We start from the raw sequence: 20,659 nt of genomic DNA, 5'->3' as shown, positions 1-20,659 counted from the left end.
ATAAAGCCAGAGTGCATGTGCACTCTGGCTTTTCTTCTGACTCCATGGGAAAGTTCATCCTAATATGTCTACCCCTTCTGCTGTCTTGCACGGTTGGTGGAATCCCTGACGATGAGATACGGTTTGTACTCTATTCGGATAAAGTATTGGCTTTTCTGCTCCGGAGTCTCATTCCACAGGATTTTTTGATAAATCGTGTCAAAAGCTTTCCGCCCTTTCTCCTCCATATAGTGTTCCACTGTGGTCAGTGAGACCGGAAGCAGTCCGGAAGGGAAATCATTGTCAAAGCTGCACACACTGAAATCTCTTGGAATCTTATATCCTTTCTTTAAAACCGCATCCATGATCCCATAGGCAACCATATCGTTATTTCCGACAAAAGCAGTGATACCGGACAGGCCCCGGTCTTCCAGACAGTCCATACACAGCTGATATCCCACATCATACTCCAGTGACAAATGATTTCTTTCATATTGGGAATCAACCTTTTGCTCTCTTACGATGACGTCATAGGGCTCATTTGCGCATAATTTTGCATAAGTATTCTGAATCGCCTTCAGCCTCTGATATCGCATGGCCAGGGATACGTCAGTCGTGATCGTCGTTGTCAAAAAAGCGATATGCCGGTGCCCTAAACTGTGCAGGTGTTCAGCCACCAGGACACCTGCGGTATAGTTATTTGTTTCAATGATATCAATGTTGATGGAAGAAGTCTTGTCACCGATCACGACAATGGGGAACTGTTTTGCAACTTTTTCCACAAATCCCGGATCGTTGGGAATCATGGTGAATATGATTCCTTCCACGTTCATATGGATGGCATCCATGACCAGTTCGTGTTCTTTCTTTACTTCCCGGAAAGTAGTAAAGATTAGTGTCTTATATCCTTTTTTATAAGCGGACTGTTCGATGGACTGGGCAATCGTTGCATAATAGGAGTTGAAAATATTGGGGCAAAAAACAGCGATTACTTTTTTGATCTGTGCAGAAGAAGGGGATCTGAGAGCAGTGTCTTTTTTCTCATGGCTTAACTCATATCCCAGCCGTTTTGCAGACTCCAGTACTTTTGCCACCGTTTCTCTTGAGAAGGAGACATCAGATCTTCGGTTTAAGATCATGGAAACAGCAGAAACAGAAATGTCCGTATCCTTTGCAATATCTTTCATCGTCACACTTTTTTTATTGGCCATGGCGGTTCTCCTTATTAAAATTTTAATTGGGTTTTATGTATTATATACAAAATATTTTTGTTGAAACTGTATATTATCCCGAAATTTATTGAAAATAATTTAAATAATTTGATAATTTAACGGGTCTGGATTAAAATTTAAGTAAAGAAAAGTTAAATTTAAATAAAATTCCGGAATGATTTATTAAAATTTTAATTAATTATAACACATCAATTAATGTGAATCAATGATTCCTAAGGAGGTTTAAGAATTATGAGAATTATACAAATTTCTGATTTTCATTTGAGAGGGGACGGGAAATTGTCTTTTCAGAAAGCAGACACAATAGCTGCATTAAACCAAACGATCGAGTACTTTTCAAAATTGAAACCTTATGAATTACCTGAATTTTTTATTGTGACCGGAGATCTGGCCGATGGGGGAACACAGGAAGGATATGAGATTATCAAGGACGGATTAGATAAGCTTCCACGGCCTTACTATGTAGTACCAGGCAATCATGACAAACGGGAGTTTTTCCTCCGTATGTTTCCTGAAAATGCACCGGTGGAAGATGATATTAAACCTTATATTTGCTACACCTTAGATGACGGGCTGATACGTGCGATTATAATTGACACCATGATTTCGGACTGCCATTACGGCGGTCTGACGGATGAGGTTGCAAAATGGCTGGAGAAGAAAATTATTGAATATCCTAACAAACCGACTTTGGTATTTACCCATCACCCGCCTTTTACTACCGGATTGGCAGCGATGGATGAGGGGTTTGCACAGGCAGACCGGCTGGCTGGAATTTTAAAGAAGCATAAAAATGTCCGCCTTTGCTGCGGACATATGCACACCGGTATTTTTACTTCATGGCAGGGAGTTTCCTGTGTGACCTGTCCGCCGATCGCCATGCAGATGGAAGTAGATTTCAGGACAAAAGACGGACCGGATGTCACGCCGGAAGAGCTGGCTGATCATTTCAAAGGGGGAGGAGATCGTTTCTTCCTTGGAAATCCCGGATATTTAATTCATGATCTGCAGAATGACATGGTAAATACCCATTATATGATAATCCCCACAGGCGCAGATTATTCCGGTCCCTGGCCATTTAAATATTATGAGGGAGAAGGCCATTAATAGTCTGATAAAGGAGAGAAAACTATGGGAGAGAAAAAATTAAGTCTTAGAAAAATTGCCGCAGTTACCCTGTTTGAAAGTGCTGTTCAATGGTATTGCTTTTTACTGTACGGCACCGCTGCAGGAACTGTGTTTGCAAAAGTATTTTTCTCACAGTCCGGGAACGGCACTACCGCATTGATTTTGTCTTATATGTCTTTTGCCATCGGATACATAGCCGGACCGTTTGGAGCGGTGTTTTTTGGACACATCGGTGACCGAAAGGGACGTAAGGTTACAATGTATGCCTCTTTATTGATGATGGGCATCTCAACATCTATTATCGGGATCTTGCCGTCGGCAGCGACGGCAGGCATTTGGGTCGTTATCGTACTTCAGTTAATGCGTCTGCTACAGTGCTTTGGACGCGGAGGAACATGGGGTGGCGGCATCCTGATGGCTTTTGAAAATGTGCCGGAGAATAAGCGAGCTTTCTACGCGGCTATTCCGCAGATCGGGCTTCCGATTGGGTTCGGATTATCCTCCATTTTAATTGCCGTACCGACTTTGGTACTGCCTGAGGAGATATTTTTTAAATGGGGTTGGAGAATTCCGTTTTTGTCGGCAATTATCCTGACACTTATTGTTGTCTATTTAAAAGGCATCACGATGGAGACGGAAGACTTCAAGAAAGCCCAGGCAAAATTAGAGGCTCAGGAAGCCGAGGGGAAGAAGCAGAAAGTAGGATTTATCCCTATGGTAAAAGGGTATTGGAAGACGCTGCTTCTCGGATGCGGAACCCGCTGGGTAGACGGAACATTTTATAACATCTTTATTGTATGGATTTTATCTTACTGCATCGGATGGCTCGGAATGCCATTGATTCAAACTTATATTATTACCATCGTTGCATGTGTCTTCAAGATTCCATTTACACTGTTCGGCGGATGGTGTGCACAAAAGTTCGGTATGACCAGGACTTTTGTCATCGGAGGCCTGGCATCGGCGGTTCTCAGTATTCCGACATTGAAAGTCATTGAGCTGAGCGGCGGAAATCTGTTTGTCACCATCATGGGAGTCGTACTCGGATGGAGCATTGCCTACAATTTAATTTGGGCAGTCATCAGCGGTCTCTGGTCTTCTTATTTTGAGACGGAAGTGCGCTACTCCGGCATTTCCTTTGTTTATCACGTTCCGAGTTTCCTGGTAGCCGGTCTTGTGCCGACCATCTGTACACTGCTGATCGACTACGGAAAAGGAGATACCATTTATGTAGGAATTTATTCTACTATTGTCGCTTTGATCAGTGTGGCCTGTGCCATTGCTTTAAAATACCGGCATGACCGGGGCATGAAATAAATCAAAATTCTAAGTGAAAATACGATTTACCCAAAGGGGCTGTCGCACTAGCTAGAAATATTTAGCTGGTCGGTAGCCCCCCTTTCATCCCTAAAAGGCCAGTTCCTTTCTCTTTCATGCAACATTTCTTTTTTTAGTGCGACAGTCCCTTTTGGCTTTTTGTTTCCCAACATGATTAGGAGTTTATAGTGTTTTTTCCGCCAAGATGATAGATTGTCGCAAATAACCTAAATTTTCTCTTATGAAACGGACAAAACTATATCCTCCTGCCTGCCTTAATTTGCGGAAGACTTTATCGAGAAAAAACGATCCGGCAGGTTTGATATGGTGATAATCCATGAATTATTTGAAATTATCTATTGACCCTCACGGGGCGTAATAGATTAAGTTGGATATATCAAGAGCGGGAGGTCAACAGCTATGAGGACGGTAAAGGAAATATCAGAAGTGACAGGTATCAGCGTGCGCACGCTTCACTACTATGATGAGATCGGGCTGCTGAAGCCGACAAGCAAGAGTGATGCGGGATACCGGCTTTATGACGATAAAGCGTTGGAAACTTTACAGCAAATCCTGTTTTTCCGTGAATTTGATATTCCACTGAAAGAAATCAAAGCGGTCATGTTGCCAGGAAAGAACGGATGGAGCGTTTGATTGCCAGGATTGATGACATTTTGAAAAGAGATAAAAAGATGGATTTTGCAGTTTTCAGTAAATCAGAAATAGAAGAAATGTTTCAAACAATTATGGGTCATATGCCAGATGAAATGCGGCAAATGGCTATTGAGGAATTTGGCGGTGTAGAACAGTGGAGAAAACATTACATTGAAGCATTGTCCTCAGAAAAAATGCAAAAGGGCTATGCAAAGGTAGTTGAGTGGTATGGCGGCAAAGATGAATATTTGTCTGTTGTGAAGAATCCTGTCAGCAAAGAAGTTGCAGAAAGCTATAACAAAAGAATAGAAGCGATATTGCAAAAGCTGATTGCTAAACGCAGCTGTCCTGTAAATTCTTTTGAGGTAAAAGAAATTGTCGGTGAGTACGGATTTGTAATGAAGCAGCTTAGTCAGATGAAAGAAGAGAGGGAATGTATGCTTGCCACCGCACGCTTTTATCGAAATGAACCTTCAAAATCTAAAACGGATGAAATGTATGGAGAGGGGGCGGCAGAATTTTTTGCAGAGGCGATTGAGGCTTTTTATGAAAGAAGTGGTGAGCATTAAATTATCAAAAGTTTGATGATGAAGAAAAAGTTGAGAGAATAGAAAAGAATAAAACACAAGAGATTTAGTCTTTCATAAGATGCATTTCTCTTGTGTTTCTATTTTATTGGCATATCTGATAAATAGCATACTAAAAGCCGATTTGCTGTAGAGTCTGGCTCCGCCTTTTTTCAGCGTGTCTGGAAACGGCAAAAAAATTATAAACACTGATAATCAAGAACCTTGTGAATGAGGTGTATGCAAGGGATATTTCCAGGAGAATTATCAGCGCATTTCGCACGAAGCAGAGGAATGGAGAATATATAGGTTTGGTGGCTCCTTATGGATATATGAAATCAAAGGATAATCAGAATAAGTTTGTTGTGGATGAAGCGGCGGTTCCGGTGGCCACAGGATTATCCAGATGTATACAGACGGGTACAGCATGGACAGTAACTTGACAATTTATAGGGTGAAATGCAGGGATAGTATGGTATAATTAGGGTGCCTGCCAAAGGGCAGACACCTGGAAAGGATAGAAGGATTATGATATACATAACAGGGGATACCCATGGACGGTTTGAACGGGTGGAGCGGTTCTGTGAAAGGTTTGGGACAAGCCGTGAGGATATATTGATTATACTTGGAGATGCAGGGATTAATTTCAGTGGTGGTCGGATGAACAGCCTTCGGAGGAAATCAAAAAGGATGTGGAGCGGAAACTGGATGAGCTGGGGTGGAAGGTGGATGCTGTTCTGAGCCATACCACACCGCTGAAATATGAGCCAGTGGAGGTGTTCCTGAAGGGGATTGACCAGAGCAAGGTGGATAAATCTACGGAAGAGTGGCTGGATGGGATTGAGGACAGGCTGGATTATGGGAAGTGGTATTGTGGGCATTATCATACGGAGAAGAAGGTTGATGGGATCGAGATAATGTTTGAGAACTTTGATATGTTTTGTGGTGGGATATAATTACTATATCCAATTTAAAAGAATGATAGAAGGGGAAAATATTATGGAAAATCAGTTTAGATTAGATGGATATACATTCAAAGAAATAAAATTAACGAATCCTCATAGACCGTATAGAGATAGATGTGTTGAAACAGGGGATGAGAAGGACGGAGCTATAAGTTACGAAGAAGCAGCAAGACTATTAGTAGAACAATATGTATTTGCAGAAAGTATATGGGAAATTAATTGTAAGGATAGATGCATGTAAAGGAAGTTTTTTCAAACGTTTTGCTTGAAGAAAGAAGTCTAAACTTGTATATCTGGTCGGTCTTACAGTTGCAGGCGACAAGTCTGGAGCGTTGTCAATAATTTTTTTGATGAAAAAACCTACTCCCGCAACACATATCAGTGCAAACACGAGAACAAGCATATTTCCACGCTGAGGGCCCATGTGCTATGCTCTGGATTCCGAAGCTGTTTGGAAAGAAGTGTATTGCCACGATTCATGGCCTGGATCATCAGCGCAAGAAATGGGGAGGTTTTGCGTCTGTATACATCCTGCTGGGAGAGAAATGCGCTGTGAAATTTGCGGATGAGATCATCGTGCTCTCCAGGGGTATGCAGGACTATTTTAAAGAAACCTACGGTCGGGACACCGTGTATATCCCCAATGGGATAACCCGCTTGCCCATTCGAGAAACAGATATTATTCAAAGCAGATTTAATTTAGAAAAGGACAGCTATCTATTGTTTTTGGGTAGACTGGTTCCGGAAAAGGGGATCCCATACCTGATACAGGCCTTCTGTAGTGTCCGAACGGACAAGAGACTGGTGATCGCCGGCGGTTCTTCTGACAGCGATGCCTTTGTAGAGGAGCTCAAGACGTTGGCCGCCAGGGATCACAGGATTTTGTTTACAGGTTTTGTGCAGGGCCAGGCGCTGGAGGAACTCTATAGTAATGCTTACTTATATGTATTGCCCTCCGACCTGGAGGGAATGCCTTTGAGCCTGCTGGAGGCAATGAGCTTTGGAAACTGCTGCGTGGTTTCCGACATCGCTGAGTGTAAGGATGTGGTAGAGGACCATGCGGTGAGTTTCCGAAAGGGTAACGTGGATGATCTGCGTGAGAAGCTGCAAAGGCTGTGCGATGAGCCGGAGATCGTTGAACAGTACCGGCAGGGTGCGGCCGCGTTTGTCTTGGAAAAGTATGATTGGGACGATGTTGTGAGGCAGACACTAAATTTATATGGGGCTGATAAAGTTGATGACATTAACGATTCTTACACCGGTCTATAACAGAAAATGGGGTGTAGAGCGGCTGTTTGCTTCCTTGCGGAAGCAGACCCGCAAGGATTTTGAGTGGCTTATCGTTGACGATGGGAGCACGGACGATATTGGATCGTCTATACCTAAGATCATGTCGGAGGCGGATTTCCCCGTACATTTTATCCGAAAAGAAAATGGCGGGAAGCATACCGCTTTGAATGCGGGGATCGTATCGATTGATACACCATTGACTTTTATTGTGGATTCTGATGACACGCTCACAGAAGATGCTGTTGAGATCATCCTGAAATATCATCAAAAGTATAAGAGCCATCAGGGGCTGTGCGGCTATTCATTTCTGCAGATATTTCCGGATGGAAAGATCAATGGGAAACTGTTTGAGCCGGATGAGAAAGTAGGGTCTTACATTGATGTACGCATCAATGGGGATGACACCCATGCGGATAAGGCGGAGGTCTTTTATACCAGGTGCCTCAAGGAGTTTCCGTTTCCAGAGTATTCGGGTGAAAAATTTCTTGGCGAGGATGTTGTTTGGGTTCCGATGGGTAGAAAATATTCCATGGTCCATATCAACAGAGCGATTTGTCAAAGTGAATATCTAGATGATGGGCTCACAAAAAATCGTCGAAAGAATAATATTGCGTCGCCACGAGGATGTATGCACAGGGCTGCGATGTATATGGAAAAGGATATTAAACTGAGATATCGAATCAAAGGCGCGTTGCAGTTTTCGGTATATGGACAGTTCGTGGGATACAAGCTAGGCAGTCTGCTGAATATGACAGAACATAAAATGCTGGTGACGATGTTTTACCCGATGGCGGCAGTGCTCTATTTAAAATGGAAAAGGGCATGTATGATTTCTAACAGCCAGCTTGGTTCTGCACAGGAGAGATAATATGAAGATTCTGATGGTAAACAAGTTTCTGTACCCAAGGGGCGGTGCGGAAACCTATATGCTCAAGCTGGGCCAATGTCTGCAATCTCAAGGACATGAGGTTCAATATTTCGGAATGGATTCAAAAGAACGCTGCGTGGGGAATCGCATTGGCGCCTATGCAGCGAATATAGATTTCCACAATGGTCCCATAATCGCAAAGGCTGCGTATCCGATAAAGATAATCTACTCAGACGAGGCACGGAGAAAAATCAGACTTGTGCTGGAGGACTTTCAGCCGGATGTCGTTCATCTTAACAACTTTAATTACCAGCTTACTCCTTCCATTATCCTCGAAGTGCAGAGGTGGCGCACAGAATGTAAACGCAAGTGCCGGTTATTGTATACAGCGCACGACTATCAGCTTGTCTGCCCAAACCATATGATGTACAAGCCAAATACACATGAAGTCTGTGAGGATTGTATTGGCGGGCATTATTTTAAATGTGTAAAGGGGAAATGTATCCTAAACTCCGGGGCAAGATCCGTGGTAGGGGCAGTTGAATCGACAGTCTGGCACAAAGCAGATGTCTATCGTTACATGGATACAATTATTTGCTGCTCTCTCTTCATAAAGGAAAAATTGGATACTGACCCTGTTCTTGCGGAAAAGACTGTGGTGCTGCGAAATTTTGCGGATAAGGTAGAGGAAAAAGAAACTAAGAAGAAGGACTACGTCCTTTATTTTGGTCGGTATTCTGAGGAAAAGGGGCTTCAAACACTGGTAACTGTCTGCAAGTCTTTGCCGGAGGTGCGCTTTGTATTTGTGGGGGCGGGGCCATTGGAAGTTTTGCTGAATAGGACATCCAACATCACGAATGTCGGCTTTCAAGCTGGTGATGATTTGGAAAAACTGATCCGGGAGGCGAGGTTTAGTGTTTGCCCATCAGAGTGGTATGAGAACTGCCCGCTTTCTGTGATAGAAAGCATTACGCTGGGAACGCCGGTGTTGGGTTCAGATATCGGCGGGATCCCGGAGTTGATACAAAACGGTCGGACCGGCGAGCTGTTTGCGTGTGGAAACGCGGTAGACCTGGAAGAAAAAATACAAAGGTTGTGGAATGATAGGGCATTGACAGAGCAGTACAGCCGAAACTGCGCGAAGAATGGATTTGATAACGTCGCTGGATACGTTGTCAAGCTGCTGAAATATTACAAAGAAAGTTGAAGGAGGGCGGACCATGGCCAGAAGAAAACTAAATGGGACAGTGATCGTCACCTACCGGTGCAATGCGCGCTGCACCATGTGCAGCCGATATAAGATGCCCTCTAAACCGGAGGATGAACTCACGATCGATACAATAGAAAAGCTTCCGCCCATGTATTTTACGAATATAACGGGTGGTGAACCCTTTATCCGCACAGATCTGAAGGATATTGTCCGTGCGCTTTATAAAAAATCAGATCGAATTGTGATTTCGACCAACGGTTACTTTGCAGACCGTATCATTGACCTGTGCAGGGAATTTCCACAAATCGGGATCCGTATCTCGATCGAGGGGCTGGAAAAGACTAATGATGCGATCCGTGGACTTGAAAATGGATTTCAGCGCGGCTATGGCACATTAAAAAAGCTGCGTGAGATGGGCATGAAAGACGTAGGATTTGGCATGACTGTTCAGGACAGGAACGCGGCAGAACTTGTTCCGCTCTATTGTTTGTCTGACGAAATAGGAATGGAATTTGCTACAGCGGCTGTACATAACAGTTTTTATTTTGTTGAGGATAGGAACATCATCCATGATCGCCCGATGGTGGCGCAGAATTTTGAGGACCTGATCAATGAACTGCTTCATTCAAACAGCCCAAAAAAATGGTTTCGCGCTTATTTCAATCACGGTCTCATCAATTACATATATGGGCAGCGCAGACTGCTCCCTTGCGACATGAGCTTTGACACGTTTTTTGTTGACCCGTACGGCGATGTGATGCCTTGCAACGGAACGAAAGAAAAAATGGTTATGGGCAATCTGAACAGTCAGACCTGGAACGAATTGTGGAACAGCAAAGAAGCAGAGGAAGTCCGTCAGAAGGTACGCCGCTGTGACCGAAACTGCTGGATGATCGGCTCTGTATCTCCGGCCATGCATAAGTATATCTGGAAACCAGCATGGTGGGTCATGCATCACAAATTTCTTCGTTTTGGGAAAAGGCGGAAATATTCGATGTATGAAAACAGGATCGTGAGAGATTTGCGCGATGGCAGGGTCACGAAAAGGGAGTTGGACAGTTGTAGTACTTGCAATCTGTGCGTTACTGGTGAAAACCGATAGAGGGACTTAATGGGGGTGACGGAGCAAGAAGCTATGAAAGAGAATTTTTTTCACGTTAAAATTAGGAAAAAATGGTTGTTTCCTCTATTTTCGTTTTACGTTTACTGGAGTGTACTGCTCATCGGAAAAGGTTTTGGATTGACATCGACCGATATTGTTTTTCGAGGAATGACTTGGTGCGTTTTGCCATTTGCGGTTATTAAACTGACGATGACCCGATGGAGGAAGCGCGAACTGATTTGTGCGATCTTCCTTTTATTACTGGGGATCGCGGTGATGTTTTGCTCAAAGGACACGGCGGTACTTCTTTCGTTTATTACGATCCTGTGTGTCAAAGGTATCAGCTTGACAAAAATGATGAAATACAGTTTTTTCGTTAGAGCAGTTCTGTTTGTAGTGCGGACAACCCTTGCGATAACCGGTTTTCTCGATATCCAGGAAATAAAGAGATGGCATGTTGGTTATTATACAATTCGATATGCACTCGGTTATGGCCATCCAAATTCAGCACAGTATACGGTGTTTCTGCTTACTGTACTGTGCGTTTTAGTGTACTACGCAAGGATGAAATGGTATCATTATTGCTTATTGTTTGCATATAATTGTTTTATTTTCCGATATACTGATTCCAGGACCGGTTTTCTAATGACTACCTTGCTCATTTTGCTTGTCGCTTGGGTCAGGAACGATAAAGCACGATGGCTGCGCAAATTTTTATTCTATCTATCGGATAAAGCGTATTTTGTTGGCGCATTTTTGAGTATTATGATTTGTGTTCTGTTCCCAGTCTTTCCTGTTTTAAAGACTTTTGGCACACTTAGTTCCAGATTTCGAACAGGCTATGCGGTCATTATGGATCATGTCGTTCCTCCTTTGTTTGGGACTATGACCATGAATACTGACTTTGGGTATATTGAAATTTTGTACCGAAATGGGATAATTGTTTTTCTGTTATTCATAATTGGTTCGTATGCTCTGACAAAGAGATTTGTCAAACGACAGGAGTGGGAATTGGCTATCGTTATGGTACTCTACGCAATTTACGCTCTGGCTGAATCGAGTACAGCTTCTGTTTTGATGAATGTCTCGCTGGTATATTTCAGCGAATTGATTTTTGAGCAGCCCAAAAATCAATGAGGACAGATCCAGTCAGATTTTAGAGTAAGAAGGAGTGTTGAAGATTGAATCTTTTAGTTACACCGGATGACCAATATATCTTTCCGATACGCATCATGCTTGACTCTCTGTTCGCCCACAATTCTGAGAAAATAGATCTGTATATGATCTACTCGAATGTGTCGGATGAAAACCTCGAGATGTTGGATGTTTATATGCAAGAGCACGGCGGGCGGTTTATACCTGTGCTTGTACCGGAGAATGAAGCGTTTCAAAAGGCCGCCGCCGTAAATGGCGGCTATCCCAAAGAAATGTTCTACCGCTTCCTGTGCAGCGAGCTTTTACCGGACACATTGGATCGAATATTGTATCTTGATGGAGATACCATTGTGCAGGGGGAACTTGCTCCGCTGTATGGATTGGATTTTAACGGAAAGTCTATAGCGGGGGTTTTAGACTGGTGTAAGTACAAGCATCCTGTACAAGCGGCGTATATGAAAAGCATAGGGCTTTTAGAACCATATAATTATTGTAATTCGGGGGTCCTGCTGTTCAATTTGAAGAAAATGAGAGAAACTTTTTCAGTAAAAGAATTCCTGCGTGCTGTAGAACAGCACATGAATGTAATTCAACTTCCCGACCAGGATGTCATGAACCTCTTGTTTCAAAATGATATTCTCACGGTTGACTGTACTTATAATTATGCCACACGCCTTTTGCTAACGCGCGATATGCCACAGCCGGGACAGAAAAATATGCACAGGGTTTCGTCTCCGGTGATCCTCCACTACGTAGTGAGCCCAAAACCTTGGAAAGGAGGATATCAGGGGGCATTCTGGCGTGAATACTACCGATATCTAAAAAAGTATCTGACCTGGAAAGAAAGGATTCAGCGCACCGTGCTCCGACCGTACTACGTCATAAAATACACTGTATGGCGGAGCGTAAACGAAATCAAACGGTTTTTGCGATCTGAACGTTGAACATAAAAGAATACATTGGAAAGGAATCTTGATATGGAGCCAAAAGTCAGTGTGATCGTTCCGGTTTACAATGTGGAACGATATTTGAAGCAATGCGTCGAAAGTATACGAAACCAGACGATGAAGGAAATTGAGATCCTGCTTATCGATGACGGAAGCCCGGATTCCTGCCCCGAGTTATGCGACCAATTTGCCGCCGAGGATGAAAGGATCCGCGTATTCCACCAGGAGAACGCAGGCGTTTCCATAGCGCGGAACCTTGGCTTGGAAGTAGCGAGGGGAGAGTGGATCCTGTTCGTTGATTCCGATGACTGGCTGGACATGAACGCGATGGAGGTGTTGCTTGAAGCGGCGGTCCAAAAGGACAGTGATCTCGTATGCGCGGCATGGTATCGGAATTATTTGAATAAAGAAGAGCGGATCACATTAAAAGGTTGGGATCAGGATACATATGAAGGCAAAGAGCTGCATCAAATTTTTCTGGAGGCTACCTTTGGCATTGGGGGTATGGACATCAATATGCCCCCCCCGTGGGGAAAACTTTATCGAAAAAGCATGCTCGAGAACGGAAAATGCAGATTTTCAGTGGGCATAAAAAAATGGGAAGATGCCATTTTTAATATTGATGTGATCCAGGGCGTAAAGAAGTTGTGCACGTTGAATGATGTTCCTATTTATCATTACAGAATACGGCGTGGTTCCGCATCTAACAGTACTCATATTCCGGATATCAAGGAAGCAGTTTGCATGTATACCGAACGACTCGAAAAGTATATGGGAAAGTATGAATTTGCGGAAAAGTACTATACATGGATTGGTCTGGTATATATACATGAGATCATGTCATATACCAAGGCAAATGGGGAAAGTATAAAACATATGGATCAGCTGCATTCTGCTGCTTTGGCTTTGGAAGATCTATGCCGGGCGAGCGGCTTCGCTGGTGCTATTGCAAAGACCCCAGTATCATCCATGCCTGCTGTGAAAGGCCGTATTGTACTATTATTGCTCAAACATCATATGTACCGTACAGTGATGTTTTTGGGCTGCGGAAATGGAAAACTATCCCGGAAGAAATATGATTGATTTCATGTGAGAAAACTATGTCTCGAACACAAAAATCTCTTAAAAACATTAAAGCTTCCATGTTTTTTCAGGCTATCAGAATTTTTGTTACCTTCTTAACACGCAAGGTTTTTATCCTTGTGTTAACGCAGGAATACCTTGGTCTGAACGGAACCTTTTCCAGTATCCTGTCCATGCTCTCCCTGGCTGAGCTGGGTATTGGCAGTGCCATCACCTATAGCCTCTACAGGCCACTGGCAGAACAGGACCAGAAACAGATCGCCGCCCGGATGGCCTTGTTCCGGAGAGTCTACTGGACCATCGGACTCGTTACCATTCTGTTGGGTGGTGCGTTGACTCCATTCTTGCCGGTACTGATCCAGAATTTGCCTGATATTCCGCATATCGATCTGATCTATCTGTTGTTTGTTCTGAACACCGCGCTGTCCTACCTTTTTTCCTATAAGCAATCCCTGATCATTGCCGATCAGAGGCAGTATATCACGACGAGCTGCCACGTATTGCTTAATATTTTACTGCAGGTGGCTCAAGCGCTGTTCCTTTGGCTGACACGGAATTATTTTGTCTATCTGGGGCTTCAAATTGGCACGACACTGTTGGAAAATCTGATCCTTGGCCATATTGCCAACCGGCTTTTTCCATATCTAAATGTATATCAAAATGAGCCGGTCGAAGTAGAAGCAAAAAAGGAGATCATAAAAAATACAAAAGCCATGCTTGCCCATAGGGTAGGAGGGATCGTTGTATTTGGTACAGATAATCTGCTGATCTCATATTTTTTCGGAATGGTTTCCGTAGGGTCATATTCCAATTATCAGATGATCACCGGTGCATTGACATCGATTTACAGTCAGCTTTTTAGTGCTTTGATGGCGAGTGTTGGAAATTTGGGAGTTACTGCGGGACCAAAACAGGTCCTAGGCGTATTTGAAAAGGTAAACTTCGCCGGAAGTTGGCTGTATGGGTTTTCAACCGTCTGCCTCACGATCCTTTTGAATCCATTTATTGAGCTCTGGGTAGGGGAAAGCTATCTGTTTGACCAAAGGATCGTATGCTTGATCGCGCTGAATTTCTACTTATATGGTATGCGTCAGGCTGTGTTGATCTTTCGAGACGCCGAAGGCCTCTACTGGTATGACCGCTACAAGCCGATCACGGAGGCGGCCATCAATTTGGTGGTATCCATTGCGTTGGCGGCCCCGCTTGGAGTCGCAGGAATTTTTGTCGGAACAGCTGTCAGCACAATAACCACCTGTTTCTGGATAGAGCCAATAGTACTGTTTAAATATGGATTCCATAGTTCAGTGCGGCCGTATTTTTTGAGCTATATTGTCAATACCTTGATTACTTTATTGACAACCGTTGTAGTATGGTGTATCTGTGAGATGTTGCCGGGAATCGGCTTGCCACTATTTATGGCCAAAATGGCAATCTGCGCAGTGGTTGGGAACTTGAGTTATCTTGTAGTCTACGTAAGGCGGGATGAATTTCGTTATTTTGTAGAATTGTTCTCAATATTATTTTCAAAAAAGAAAAATGATGAAAGGAAATAAAGCTAGATGATATTAACGATTCTTACACCGGTCTATAACAGAAAATGGGGTGTAGAGTGGCTGCTTATGTGGGTATTGCATTGATCAATACGCCATTAACCTTTATTGTGGATTCTGATGACACGGTCACAGAGGATGCGGTCGAAATCATCCTGAAGTATCACGAACGATATCAGAACTGCCAAGGATTGTGTGGATATTCATTCCTAAGGATGTTTCCGGATGGCAAGATCAGCGGGAAACTCTTTGAGCCAGATGAGAAAGTAGCTTCTTACATTGATACGCGAATCAATGGTGATGATACCCAAGCAGATAAAGCGGAGGTCTTTTACACCAGGTGTCTCAAGGAATTTCCGTTTCCAGAATATCCGGGGGAAAAATTTCTCGGTGAAGACGTTGTTTGGATTCCAATGGGCAGAAAGTACGCTATGGTTCATATCAACAGGGCAATTTATCAATTTGAATATCAAGATGGCGGACTTACGAAAAACCGTCGGAGGAACAATATTGCCTCGCCTCAGGGCTGTATGCACCGGGCGGCGTTGTATATGGAAAAGGACATTAAGCTAAGGTATCGAATCAAAGGGACTTTACAGTATTTGATATATGGAAGATTTGCAGGCTATAAGATGAACCACCTTTTTTCCATGGCAAAATATAAGTGCTTGACGGTCCTGCTTGCTGTACCGGCTGGGATAATTTACATGATGTGGAAGCGGAGATATGGGGTGTCTACTTTCTAGTGAAAGGCATGATCCACATGAAAGTTTTGCTGGTCAATAAGTTCCATTATCGAAAAGGCGGCGCGGAAAAATATTATTTTGCTTTAGCGGAAGCCTTAAAAGATAGAGGGCACGAGGTAATAATTTTTTCCATGAGGGATTCCGAACGGAATCTCCGCAATGAGAAGGAAAAGTATTTCGTGTCAAATGCTTCAGTGAACGGGCCGCTAAAGAGTCGGATCAATATGGTACTGCGCATTTCCTATTCCAAAGAAGCATATCGAAATATGCGCAGCTTTTGGAAAATGAGCATCCCGATCTTGTAGTGCTGAATAACATACACCGGCAGATTACGCTGTTTGTTATCAACGCAGTAAAAGACTTTGACAAAAATCTGCCGATTTTTTGGACAGTGCATGATTTTATTTCAATTTGCCCCGCTTATACTATGCTGGATGGGAACGGAAACACATGTGAGAAGTGTTTAGATGGACACTTTAGCCACTGCATTTGGAACCGATGCATTAAAGGTTCCAGACTAATGGGCGCATTGGCAAAATATGAGGCGGATTACATACGCAAAAAAGGTCTATATGGCAAAGTTGATTTATATATCTGCCCGTCGGAGTTTATGATGCGGATGTTGCAAAGGGCTGGCTTTACAAAAAGTAAAATGATAGTGCTGCGCAATCCGCTGCCCATTGATACAAAATATGAAATGAGTAACCGCGGAAATTATATCCTTTTTTTGGGCAGGCGCTAGATAATTATATCAGAGACAGCGGATGTGTTGTAGTACCATCTGTCATCTGTTGATCAGCATCCTGCTTCAACTGGCTCAAGCGCTGTTTCTTTGGCTGACAGCAAATTATTTTGTCTATCTGGGGCTCCAAATTGGGATGACTTTACTTGAAAATCTGATCCTTTCCCTTATAGCCAAACGGCTCTATCCATACATAAACACAAACCGGTCTGTGCGGATCAATCCAGAGGCCAAAAGGGAAAACATAAAAAATACAAAAGCAATGATGTGATAAAGCAATCATGTTTGTCTTTAGCAACATCAATTCCAACGTAAATCATAAAAATACTCCTTTGAATAAAATTTCATACTGTTTAGAACCCACGGTACTCTTTGCGATTGTAACCTCGTTCTAAATAAACCGTCATGCGGTATCTAACTGATTAACAAATATACAAAGAGACTGTGGTTGGAGCCGTTCTAAAACCATCGAGTGGTAGGAAGTAAGAACCAATCCACAGTATCTCCAACAGTATAGCATACAGTCCTTGGAGAGGGACTATAAACACTACTACTTTATAATACGAGGGGTAATTATTATGGATTTTATCAATATTGCAAAACAGCGTCATTCTGTACGCAGCTACAAAAATCAGAAAGTGGAGCCGGAAAAGTTGGAGCAGATTCTGGAAGCAGCTCATGTGGCTCCGACAGCCGCTAACCTTCAGCCGGTTCATCTGATTGCTGTTCAGAGTGAGGAGGGTCTGGCGAAGGTCAGTAAGGCCGCTGGTATCTATAATGCACCGTTGGCGATCATTGTTTGTGCAGATCATAACAAGGCATGGGTACGTCCATTCGATCAGAAACAAAGTGGTGACATTGACGCATCTATCCTGACTGACCATATGATGCTGCAGGCCACAGAGTTAGGTCTTGGAACCGTATGGGTTTGTTACTTCAAGCCGGATGTACTGCGTGAGGAATTTAACCTTCCGGATAGTCTGGAACCGGTCAACATTCTGGTAATTGGTTATTCTGATGATGATCCGGCAGATACGAATCGTTTTGATACACAGCGTATTCCGATGAGCCAGTTGGTTTCCTATGAAAATCTGTAAATGAATACTTGGCGCAGCCCCTGTAAAACAAGCACAGGGGCTGTGCTTTTATCGCTCTGAAATATGTGCGTAGGTTTCTTCCAGTATCCAGCCGATGTGTTCGTCCTGCAAGGAATAAAATACGTTTTTACCAACCTTGCGGGAGTAGACCAGGCGTACAATCCGCAGCGCACGAAGCTGATGGGAGATGGCTGATTTTGTGGCCTGCATTTCCTTTGCCAGATCACTGACACAGTATTCTTTCTCCATCAGACGCCACAGTATCCGCATACGGGTATAATCACCCATTGCTTTATAAAGTTCAGATAGCTGCTGCAATTCCTCTGGTTTTGGAACCATAAAAGTTGTATGTTCTGTTGTATTCATGTAATTTCTCCAATCTATGTGTAAGCTGTTTGACAGATAAAATTTAAATAGCTATGATAGTTCCAGGAAGGAGATGATTTTTGATGTCACATTATAATCTACCTCACAACCACGGACAGAACATTGAACGGGTATTAGACAAGATGCCTTCTGTGAAAGGCTTTACTAATATAGCATTTTTATTTCAGCAGCTTGATGATCCGACACGTCTGCGGATTTTGTGGCTGCTCTGTCACTGTGAAGAATGTGTCTGTAACATTGCGGCGGCTGTGGATATGAGTGCTCCCGCAGTATCGCACCATTTGCGGATACTGAAAAAAAGTGGGATCATATCCAGCCGCAGGGAAGGAAAAGAAGTGTATTACTCCTTGTCAGACACACAACAGGCTAAATTATTGCATCGTTCTATTGATGCGTTATTTGAAATATCCTGCCCGACAAATCAATAGAGGAAATACCCTCCGGGTATACCATGATGTCATGATTACAGGACGAATAAGGGAAATGCGCCGCTTTCATGTTAGGAATGAAGTGCGGCGCATTTCGGTTCTCAAATCTTTTTAGATCTGGGAAGGCACATCCAGCCGTTTTACCCGCATGGCACGGATTGCGTTTAGGATGGCAATGACGGAGACACCGACATCGGCAAATACGGCCGCCCACATATTGGCGTATCCCAAAGCACCTAAGATGAGTACCAGGAATTTCACACCCAAGGCAAATACGATGTTCTGATTTGCGATACGGATCGTCTTTCTGGCAATCTTCATCACAGAAGCGATTTTGGATGGTTCATCCGTCATCAATACAACGTCAGCAGCTTCAATGGCTGCATCGGAACCCAGACCGCCCATAGCGATACCTACATCGGCCCGTGCCAGTACGGGAGCATCGTTGATGCCGTCCCCGACAAAGACAAGTTTTCCTTTTTCACTTTTTTGTTTCAGCAGTTCTTCTACACGGTCAACCTTATCGGCAGGGAGCAGTTCAGTGTATGCCTGATCTAATCCAAGACGGTTTGCTACCTTTTTTCCAACGGCATCTGCATCTCCGGTCAGCATGACTGTTTTGTGGATTCCGGCGGATTTCAGACGTTTGATTGCTGCTGGAGCATCTGCTTTGATCTCATCTTCTATGACAATACATCCGGCATATTTTCCGTCACAGGCCAGATAAACAACGGTGCCGACAGCAGTAGAAGGGGTGTATTGGATACGTTCCTTTACCATCAGCTTGGCGTTTCCGGCCAGAACTGCTTTACCGTCAATGACAGCCCGCACGCCATGGCCTGCGCTTTCCTGAACATCTGCGATGCGGCCACTGTCAATTTTTCTGCCATAGGCTTTCTTGATCGAGAGCGAGATTGGGTGATTAGAATAATCCTCCGCATATGCGGCCAGTTCCAGAAGCTGTGTGTCTTTCATGCCTTTTGGATTGACCTCACTGACGGCAAAGGAACCTTTGGTCAGAGTACCTGTTTTATCAAAGACTACCATTTCCGCATGAGCAAGTGATTCCAAATAGTTGCTGCCCTTTACAAGAACACCGATCCTGGACGCACCGCCGATACCTCCAAAGAAACTAAGCGGGATGGAGATGACGAGCGCACAGGGACAGGAGATAACCAGGAAGGTCAAAGCACGGTAAATCCAGGTGCCAAATGACTGCCCGGTGATCAGTGGTGGCAGGATGGCAAGTGCGAGGGCTGCGAATACCACAGCAGGGGTGTAGTATCGGGCAAAGCGTGTGATAAAGTTTTCTGTCCGGCCTTTTTTGTCGCTTGCGTTTTCCACCAGATCAAGGATTTTTGCAACCGTAGACTCTCCAAATTCCTTTGTGGTCTGGATGGTCAAAATACCAGTCTGGTTGATACATCCGCTGATGACTTCCATTCCCGGCTCTACTTCACGGGGCATGGATTCCCCGGTAAGGGCAGAAGTATCCAGTGCAGAGGAACCTTTGAGGATTGTTCCGTCCAAAGGGATGCGTTCTCCCGGCTTTACTACGATGACATCTCCGATCTGCACCTCATCTGGATCAACCTGCACCAGTTTTCCGTCCCGTTCTACGTTGGCATAGTCCGGGCGGATATCCATCAGGCCTGCGATGGATTTGCGGGATTTGGAAACCGCATAAGACTGGAACCATTCGCCTACCTGATAAAACAGCATAACGGCAACACCTTCGGAATGTTCCCCTAAAATTAATGCGCCAACGGTGGCTATCGTCATCAGAAAGTTTTCATCAAATACCTGCCCGTGAAGGATGTTTGTGATCGCTTTCCATACAATATCCCATCCAACAACAGCGTAGCAGACAAGGAATACACCCATTTCTACGTATTCAGGAAGCTGTAAGAAGCTCCCTGCAAAGAACAGCACTGCCGCCACAATGATGCGTGTAAGCAGATGCTTTTGTTTTCGTGTCATAATTTCTATTCTCCTTTCATGGCAGGGAAAGCGGTAATTGTACTTTCCCTGTGTCTTAATGGAACAAAGTGGGCAAGCCCACTTCAACGCCCCAACCCCTCACTCTTTGAGGGGCTTGACAACTTTGCGTGCCTGATGCAATTTGCCGCAGGCAAATAATTTCCTTACGCATCTGTGCACAACCCGCGGAGCGTTTTTATTTCATAGGGAAGGTCGTAGAACTTTCCTATGAA

The 20,659-nt window shown here is 43.9% G+C and carries 20 protein-coding genes and 2 pseudogenes; 19 read left to right on the top strand and 3 right to left on the bottom strand.

What is annotated here, in order from left to right:
* Positions 1-68 precede the first annotated feature (68 nt).
* Positions 69-1,190 (bottom strand): LacI family DNA-binding transcriptional regulator, encoded by a 1,122-nt coding sequence (locus QGT46_RS10025; RefSeq protein ID WP_024727508.1) that lies wholly within the window; start codon positions 1,188-1,190, stop codon positions 69-71.
* A gap of 252 nt (positions 1,191-1,442) precedes the next feature.
* Here QGT46_RS10025 and QGT46_RS10020 point away from each other — a divergent pair, with 252 nt between their 5' ends.
* From QGT46_RS10020 to QGT46_RS09940, 18 genes and pseudogenes are all read left to right on the top strand, one after another.
* Positions 1,443-2,318 (top strand): metallophosphoesterase, encoded by an 876-nt coding sequence (locus QGT46_RS10020; RefSeq protein ID WP_024727509.1) that lies wholly within the window; start codon positions 1,443-1,445, stop codon positions 2,316-2,318.
* Positions 2,319-2,342: 24 nt separating this feature from the next.
* Entirely contained in the window at positions 2,343-3,656 is a 1,314-nt protein-coding gene (locus QGT46_RS10015; protein ID WP_024727510.1) for an MFS transporter, read from the top strand.
* Between the two features lie 420 nt (positions 3,657-4,076).
* Positions 4,077-4,879 (top strand): annotated as a pseudogene (locus QGT46_RS10010) (MerR family transcriptional regulator).
* Between the two features lie 525 nt (positions 4,880-5,404).
* Positions 5,405-5,617 (top strand): metallophosphoesterase, encoded by a 213-nt coding sequence (locus tag QGT46_RS10005; protein ID WP_301590662.1) that lies wholly within the window; start codon positions 5,405-5,407, stop codon positions 5,615-5,617.
* The gene (locus QGT46_RS10000; protein ID WP_301590660.1) at positions 5,569-5,832 is read left to right on the top strand and encodes a hypothetical protein; all 264 of its coding nucleotides are present in this window, start codon (positions 5,569-5,571) and stop codon (positions 5,830-5,832) included. Before QGT46_RS10005 ends, QGT46_RS10000 begins: the two co-directional genes overlap by 49 nt.
* A gap of 43 nt (positions 5,833-5,875) precedes the next feature.
* Positions 5,876-6,082 (top strand): hypothetical protein, encoded by a 207-nt coding sequence (locus QGT46_RS09995; RefSeq protein WP_148458781.1) that lies wholly within the window; start codon positions 5,876-5,878, stop codon positions 6,080-6,082.
* A gap of 161 nt (positions 6,083-6,243) precedes the next feature.
* A pseudogene (locus QGT46_RS09990) lies at positions 6,244-7,110 on the top strand (glycosyltransferase family 4 protein); the annotation flags it as partial.
* A complete protein-coding gene (locus QGT46_RS09985; protein ID WP_148458779.1) occupies positions 7,079-7,999 on the top strand; it encodes a glycosyltransferase family A protein in 921 nt (306 codons plus the stop codon). The pseudogene QGT46_RS09990 and the gene QGT46_RS09985, both read left to right, overlap by 32 nt.
* Before the next feature lies 1 nt (position 8,000).
* The gene (locus tag QGT46_RS09980) at positions 8,001-9,206 is read left to right on the top strand and encodes a glycosyltransferase (protein ID WP_148458778.1); all 1,206 of its coding nucleotides are present in this window, start codon (positions 8,001-8,003) and stop codon (positions 9,204-9,206) included.
* Positions 9,207-9,219: 13 nt separating this feature from the next.
* Complete coding sequence (locus QGT46_RS09975) at positions 9,220-10,311, top strand: radical SAM protein (RefSeq protein ID WP_148458777.1); 1,092 nt, start codon at positions 9,220-9,222, stop codon at positions 10,309-10,311.
* Positions 10,312-10,320: 9 nt separating this feature from the next.
* Positions 10,321-11,448, top strand: coding sequence for a hypothetical protein (locus tag QGT46_RS09970; RefSeq protein ID WP_148458776.1), 1,128 nt, complete (start codon positions 10,321-10,323; stop codon positions 11,446-11,448).
* Positions 11,449-11,492: 44 nt separating this feature from the next.
* Positions 11,493-12,410, top strand: coding sequence for a glycosyltransferase family 8 protein (locus tag QGT46_RS09965; protein WP_148458775.1), 918 nt, complete (start codon positions 11,493-11,495; stop codon positions 12,408-12,410).
* Positions 12,411-12,443: 33 nt separating this feature from the next.
* Positions 12,444-13,496, top strand: a complete 1,053-nt coding sequence (locus tag QGT46_RS09960; RefSeq protein WP_148458774.1) for a glycosyltransferase family 2 protein — start codon at positions 12,444-12,446, stop codon at positions 13,494-13,496.
* Positions 13,497-13,615: 119 nt separating this feature from the next.
* Positions 13,616-15,049, top strand: a complete 1,434-nt coding sequence (locus QGT46_RS09955; RefSeq protein ID WP_148458773.1) for a lipopolysaccharide biosynthesis protein — start codon at positions 13,616-13,618, stop codon at positions 15,047-15,049.
* A gap of 56 nt (positions 15,050-15,105) precedes the next feature.
* Positions 15,106-15,792 carry a glycosyltransferase family 2 protein gene (locus tag QGT46_RS09950; RefSeq protein ID WP_148458772.1) on the top strand — a complete coding sequence of 229 codons (687 nt, stop codon included), beginning with the start codon at positions 15,106-15,108 and terminating at the stop codon, positions 15,790-15,792.
* Between the two features lie 8 nt (positions 15,793-15,800).
* The gene (locus QGT46_RS17520; RefSeq protein WP_420360580.1) at positions 15,801-16,097 is read left to right on the top strand and encodes a glycosyltransferase; all 297 of its coding nucleotides are present in this window, start codon (positions 15,801-15,803) and stop codon (positions 16,095-16,097) included.
* A complete protein-coding gene (locus tag QGT46_RS09945) occupies positions 16,049-16,534 on the top strand; it encodes a glycosyltransferase (protein ID WP_148458770.1) in 486 nt (161 codons plus the stop codon). The genes QGT46_RS17520 and QGT46_RS09945 overlap by 49 nt, the downstream gene beginning before the upstream one ends.
* A gap of 578 nt (positions 16,535-17,112) precedes the next feature.
* Positions 17,113-17,631, top strand: coding sequence for a nitroreductase family protein (locus QGT46_RS09940; protein WP_148458769.1), 519 nt, complete (start codon positions 17,113-17,115; stop codon positions 17,629-17,631).
* 48 nt (positions 17,632-17,679) lie between these two features.
* Here QGT46_RS09940 and QGT46_RS09935 read toward each other — a convergent pair whose 3' ends face one another.
* Entirely contained in the window at positions 17,680-17,997 is a 318-nt protein-coding gene (locus QGT46_RS09935; RefSeq protein ID WP_024727518.1) for an ArsR/SmtB family transcription factor, read from the bottom strand.
* Positions 17,998-18,080: 83 nt separating this feature from the next.
* Between QGT46_RS09935 and QGT46_RS09930 the strand changes: the two genes are divergently transcribed.
* A complete protein-coding gene (locus QGT46_RS09930) occupies positions 18,081-18,446 on the top strand; it encodes an ArsR/SmtB family transcription factor (RefSeq protein WP_024727519.1) in 366 nt (121 codons plus the stop codon).
* A 111-nt stretch (positions 18,447-18,557) separates the two neighbouring features.
* Here QGT46_RS09930 and QGT46_RS09925 read toward each other — a convergent pair whose 3' ends face one another.
* Positions 18,558-20,426, bottom strand: a complete 1,869-nt coding sequence (locus QGT46_RS09925; RefSeq protein ID WP_148458768.1) for a heavy metal translocating P-type ATPase — start codon at positions 20,424-20,426, stop codon at positions 18,558-18,560.
* Positions 20,427-20,659: the final 233 nt, after the last annotated feature.

Origin of the sequence: Anaerostipes faecis, from assembly GCF_910574135.1 — a bacterium.
Taxonomy (GTDB): domain Bacteria; phylum Bacillota; class Clostridia; order Lachnospirales; family Lachnospiraceae; genus Anaerostipes; species Anaerostipes hominis.
This window is presented reverse-complemented; position numbering and strand designations above follow the sequence as displayed.

Bases quoted from the DNA above. Each gene is read 5' to 3' on its own strand.
- QGT46_RS09960 (WP_148458774.1), top strand. From the start codon at position 12,444: ATGGAGCCAAAAGTCAGTGTGATCGTTCCGGTTTACAATGTGGAACGA.
- QGT46_RS09995 (WP_148458781.1), top strand. From the start codon at position 5,876: ATGGAAAATCAGTTTAGATTAGATGGATATACATTCAAAGAAATAAAA.
- QGT46_RS09970 (WP_148458776.1), top strand. From the start codon at position 10,321: ATGGGGGTGACGGAGCAAGAAGCTATGAAAGAGAATTTTTTTCACGTT.
- QGT46_RS10020 (WP_024727509.1), top strand. From the start codon at position 1,443: ATGAGAATTATACAAATTTCTGATTTTCATTTGAGAGGGGACGGGAAA.
- QGT46_RS10005 (WP_301590662.1), top strand. From the start codon at position 5,405: ATGATATACATAACAGGGGATACCCATGGACGGTTTGAACGGGTGGAG.
- QGT46_RS09930 (WP_024727519.1), top strand. From the start codon at position 18,081: ATGTCACATTATAATCTACCTCACAACCACGGACAGAACATTGAACGG.
- QGT46_RS09925 (WP_148458768.1), bottom strand. From the start codon at position 20,426: ATGACACGAAAACAAAAGCATCTGCTTACACGCATCATTGTGGCGGCA.
- QGT46_RS17520 (WP_420360580.1), top strand. From the start codon at position 15,801: ATGATCCACATGAAAGTTTTGCTGGTCAATAAGTTCCATTATCGAAAA.
- QGT46_RS10025 (WP_024727508.1), bottom strand. From the start codon at position 1,190: ATGGCCAATAAAAAAAGTGTGACGATGAAAGATATTGCAAAGGATACG.
- QGT46_RS09985 (WP_148458779.1), top strand. From the start codon at position 7,079: ATGACATTAACGATTCTTACACCGGTCTATAACAGAAAATGGGGTGTA.
- QGT46_RS09940 (WP_148458769.1), top strand. From the start codon at position 17,113: ATGGATTTTATCAATATTGCAAAACAGCGTCATTCTGTACGCAGCTAC.
- QGT46_RS09980 (WP_148458778.1), top strand. From the start codon at position 8,001: ATGAAGATTCTGATGGTAAACAAGTTTCTGTACCCAAGGGGCGGTGCG.
- QGT46_RS09935 (WP_024727518.1), bottom strand. From the start codon at position 17,997: ATGAATACAACAGAACATACAACTTTTATGGTTCCAAAACCAGAGGAA.
- QGT46_RS09975 (WP_148458777.1), top strand. From the start codon at position 9,220: ATGGCCAGAAGAAAACTAAATGGGACAGTGATCGTCACCTACCGGTGC.
- QGT46_RS10015 (WP_024727510.1), top strand. From the start codon at position 2,343: ATGGGAGAGAAAAAATTAAGTCTTAGAAAAATTGCCGCAGTTACCCTG.